This is a genomic window from Streptomyces purpurogeneiscleroticus (assembly GCF_020024005.1).
GTDB lineage: Bacteria > Actinomycetota > Actinomycetes > Streptomycetales > Streptomycetaceae > Streptomyces > Streptomyces purpurogeneiscleroticus.
The window spans coordinates 1-3,971 of sequence record NZ_NHSG01000339.1; the positions used below are offsets into that span (position 1 = coordinate 1).

Annotated in this window: 5 protein-coding genes; all 5 read left to right on the forward strand. The window is 72.0% G+C overall.

From position 1 onward, the window contains the following. Nucleotides 1-211 precede the first annotated feature (211 nt). The 5 genes from CCS38_RS22625 to CCS38_RS22645 all read left to right on the forward strand — a co-directional run bounded on the left by CCS38_RS22625 (nt 212) and on the right by CCS38_RS22645 (nt 3,956). Nucleotides 212-538 carry a VOC family protein gene (locus tag CCS38_RS22625; RefSeq protein WP_051831754.1) on the forward strand — a complete coding sequence of 109 codons (327 nt, stop codon included), beginning with the start codon at nt 212-214 and terminating at the stop codon, nt 536-538. 64 nt (nt 539-602) lie between these two features. Then, nucleotides 603-1,292, forward strand: coding sequence for a YczE/YyaS/YitT family protein (locus CCS38_RS22630; RefSeq protein ID WP_223735145.1), 690 nt, complete (start codon nt 603-605; stop codon nt 1,290-1,292). After that, nucleotides 1,289-2,542 (forward strand): MFS transporter, encoded by a 1,254-nt coding sequence (locus tag CCS38_RS22635; protein WP_223735146.1) that lies wholly within the window; start codon nt 1,289-1,291, stop codon nt 2,540-2,542. The genes CCS38_RS22630 and CCS38_RS22635 overlap by 4 nt, the downstream gene beginning before the upstream one ends. 40 nt (nt 2,543-2,582) lie before the next feature. Beyond that, a complete protein-coding gene (locus CCS38_RS22640) occupies nt 2,583-3,182 on the forward strand; it encodes a DsbA family oxidoreductase (protein WP_223735147.1) in 600 nt (199 codons plus the stop codon). A gap of 189 nt (nt 3,183-3,371) precedes the next feature. Beyond that, a complete protein-coding gene (locus CCS38_RS22645; RefSeq protein ID WP_223735148.1) occupies nt 3,372-3,956 on the forward strand; it encodes an NADPH-dependent FMN reductase in 585 nt (194 codons plus the stop codon). Nucleotides 3,957-3,971 lie beyond the last annotated feature (15 nt).

Genomic DNA, 3,971 nt, shown 5'->3' on the forward strand with positions numbered 1-3,971 from the left:
GATCGGGGGTCGTGCGGGGGGTGGCGGAAGGCGTCATGGCAGCCGGGCTCCTCAAATTGCACTCAGCGGTTTACAAGGTGAACTGCACGGTGTAGTTTACTTCGTGTCGGAGCCGCCGGGAAACCCCGCGGAACCCCGCTTCCTGTCCCACCTCCTCTCCGTCGGCGGCCCCACACCACCGGCCACTGGGACCCCACGAAAGGACACCACTATGTTCGGCAAGCTCACGGTCACCAAGCTCTTCTGCGACGACCTGGACGCCATGGTCGCCTTCTACCGCGACCGGCTGGGCCTGAAGGTTCTGCAGGAGTACCCGGGCACCACCTTCGTCTTCGACACCGGGCACGGCGGCGAGCTGATCGTCACCAACACCAAGGGCGACCAGCCCATCAGTATCGCCTTCACCGAGGTCGACATCCCCGCGGCCCACCAGGCACTGGCCGACCTGGGCGCCACCGACATCGCGCCGCACAAGACCGGCGAGCGGTTCGAGATCACCGACCCGCAGGGCAACAACCTCATCTTCGTCAACGCCTGACAGCGCGCCGCCCGCCGCAGCGGGCGGCAGCGCGGACCTCCTCACCTCGCCCAGGGAGACCGTCGTGACCCACACCTCCGCCCCCACGCGCCCCGATGCCGACACCACCCACCGCAGCCGGCTCTCGCGCTACGCGCTCTACCTCGTCGGCTGTGTCGTCTTCGCCGCCGGAGCCACGCTCTTCATCCACGCAGGAATGGGTGTGGACCCCCTCGACGTCCTCTCCCTCGGGCTCCTGGAGCATCTGCCCGGCACGATCGGGCTGGCCCAGGCCGCCATCGCCGCCGTCTGCATCCTGGTCTGGTCCGTCTGGAACCGCCGCCGCCCGGTCCTGATGCCCTTCGTGACCTTCCTGCTCTGCGGCTCCCTGATCGACCTGATGCGCCTGGCCGACCTGGGCTGGCTGGCCTCGGTGCCCGCACTGGTCACCGCCGTCCTGCTGTGCGCCTACGGCTCGGCGCTGATCATCATGAGCGGCACCGGCATCCGCGCCATGGACCTGCTGGTCATCAGCCTCAACCAGCGCCTGCACGTGCCGTTCTGGCTCGCCAAGGTCGGCATCGAGGGCGTCCTGCTCACCCTCGGCTGGCTGCTCGGCGGCCCGGTCGGCATCGGCACCCTCGCCTTCCTCGTCTGCGTCGACGGCCTCATCCAGCCCTTCATGGCCTTCAACGCCCGCGTCCTGCGCCTGACCAACCACGGCCTGCCCACCCGCGCCCCCGTGCGCAACCTCGCGATCGGAGTGGCCCGATGACCGCCGCCACCGCCACTGCCGCGCCCCGCGCCGGCGTGTTCCCCCTCCTGCTGTTCGCCTCCACCCTGACCGTCATGGCCGGTTCGGTGCTCTCCCCGGTCATCGAGGTCCTCCGCGGTGACCTGGGCGTGAGCGGCACGGCGGCCGGGCTGGTCGTCACCGTCCACAGCCTCGGGATAGCCCTGGTCAGCCCGTTCGCCGGGCGCCTCCTGGACCGCTTCGGCACCCGCGTGCCGCTCGCCGTCGGCCTCCTGGTCTACGGCGTGGCCGGCGGCGCCGGAGCACTCATCGACAGCTACCCGGCGCTCATCGTCGCCCGCCTCGTCTTCGGCGCCGGTGCCTCCTTCGTCTTCGCCGGCACCACCGTCGCGCTGCTCTCCCTCTACCAGGGCCGCGCCAAGGACCGCGCCATGGGCTGGCGGTCCACCGCCACCAGCCTCGGCGGCGTCCTGTGGCCGCTGGCCGCGGGTGCCGTGGGCGGCATCTCCTGGCACCTGCCCTTCGCGATCTACCTGATCGCCGTTCCGCTCGGTATCGCCACCCTCTTCGTCCTGCCGAAGCACGTCGTGCCCGCCGGCGGCCCGGCCGGCCCGCCCATGGGCGCCCTGACCCTGCTGCGCCGCCACCGCATCCTCCTCGCCTGGTACGGCCTGCAGTTCCTCTCCTCGCTGCTGCTGTACGCGCTGATGGTCTTCCTGCCGCAGCAGCTGGCCGCCGCGGGCGTCACGAGCCCGATGCTGGTCTCCCTGTACACCGTGGCCATGTCCGCCGTGATGAGCCTGATCGGCCTGGGCTACGCCCCGCTGCGCGAACGGCTGGGCGAGCGCACCCTGCTGCACGTGGCCGTCGCCCTGTGGGTCGTGTCCTTCGCCCTCCTCGCGGTGACCAGCCAGCCGGTCCTGCTGTTCCTCGTCCCCGTCCTCTTCGGTATCGGCCAGGGCGTGTTCTTCCCGGTCGTGACCGTGCTGATCGGCGAGGGCGTCCCCGAGGCCGTCCGCGGCCAGGCCACCTCGCTGTCCGGAACCGCCACCTTCGCGGGGCAGTTCGTCTCGCCGCTGCTGGTCGGCCCGCTGCTGGCCGCCACCGGCTTCGAGGCAGGCTTCTTCCTGGTCGCCGGCGTGCCGGCACTCGCCCTGGCCGCTCTCCTGTTCACCCGCAACGCCCGCCGCGGTACCCGCACCGCCCCGCCCGCCGACACCGCCGGCACCACCGAGGCCCCGGCCGCGTCCGAGACCGCGACCGTGCGCTGACCCGCGCCGCTCACCCGAACCACGCCCCCGGAGGCCCCCGATGAAGATCACCATGGTCCTGGACGTCATCTGCGCCCACTCCTACCTCGCCTACCACCACCTGCAGCAGGCCCTGCAGACCCACCGCGCGGCCGGCGGCAGCGCCGAGGTGACCTTCCTCCCCTTCCAGCTCGACCCCGCGGCGCCGCCCGCTCCCGAACCGCTCAAGACCGTCCTGCAGCGCAAGTTCGGGCCCGCGGCGCTGGACTCCGCGGCCGCGATGGCGAAGAAGGCGGCGGGCGAGGGGCTCGTACTGGACTACGACCGCGCGGTGAACGCCAACACCCGCCCCGCGCACCTCCTCATCACCCACGCCGAACGGCACGGCCGCGGCGAGGAGATCGCCGAGCGCCTCTTCCGCGCCCACTTCACCGACGGCCTGGACATCGCCGACCCCGGCACGCTCGGCCGGCTTGCCGCCGAAGCGGGCCTGCACACCGCCCCCGACGCCGCCGACGAGGCCGAACTGACGCACCGTCTGGAGCGGACCCGGGCCATGGCCGTACGCGCCGTACCGGTCTTCCTCGCCGACGGCACGGCCCCCCTCGTCGGCGACCAGAGCCGGGCGGCCTTCGAGCGGCTGCTGGCCGGCGCCGCGTAACCCGGGCCACCGGCAAGTGACTTGCCAAAGCCGCTGAGGGCGACGGCGTGAGCCGCCCGGGCGGGACATCCCGCCAGTAGCGTGGCCGGCAGACAGCGGCAGCACCGGGCCCCGCCCCGTGCACACCGGCCACGCGCCTGCCTTTTCGCACCCCATCTGACCGCACCCACGTTGAAACATGGAGAACCCATGAGTACTGCACCCCTCAAGCTCGCCGTCGTGATCGGGAGCGTGCGCGAGAACCGCCTGGGCGCCAAGGTCGGCGACTGGTTCGTCCGCCAGGCCACCCAGCACCCCGACGTCGAGGTCGACGTCATCGACGTGATCGACCACCCGCTGCCGCTGGCCATCCCCGGCTTCGGCCAGGAGCTGGACGCCGCCACCCAGCAGATCAAGGACGGCATCACCCCGCGCATCGAGGCGGCCGACGCCTTCGTCGTGATCACCCCGGAGTACAACCACTCCTTCCCCGCCTCGCTGAAGAACGTCATCGACTGGCACCTGAGCGAGTGGGCCGCCAAGCCCGTCGGCCTCGTCTCGTACGGCGGCATGGGCGGCGGCCTGCGCGCGGCCGAGCACCTGCGCCAGGTCTTCGCCGAGGTCCACGCCACGACCATCCGCGAGATGATCAGCTTCCACAACCCCTGGGGTGCCTTCGAGGACGGTGCCGCGCCCGAGGGCGCCGACGGTGCCGCGAAGAAGCTCCTGGACCAGCTGTCGTGGTGGGGCCACGCGCTGCGCACCGCCCGCGCCGAGACGCCCTACCAGGCGTAACCCGCGAACCCGCCC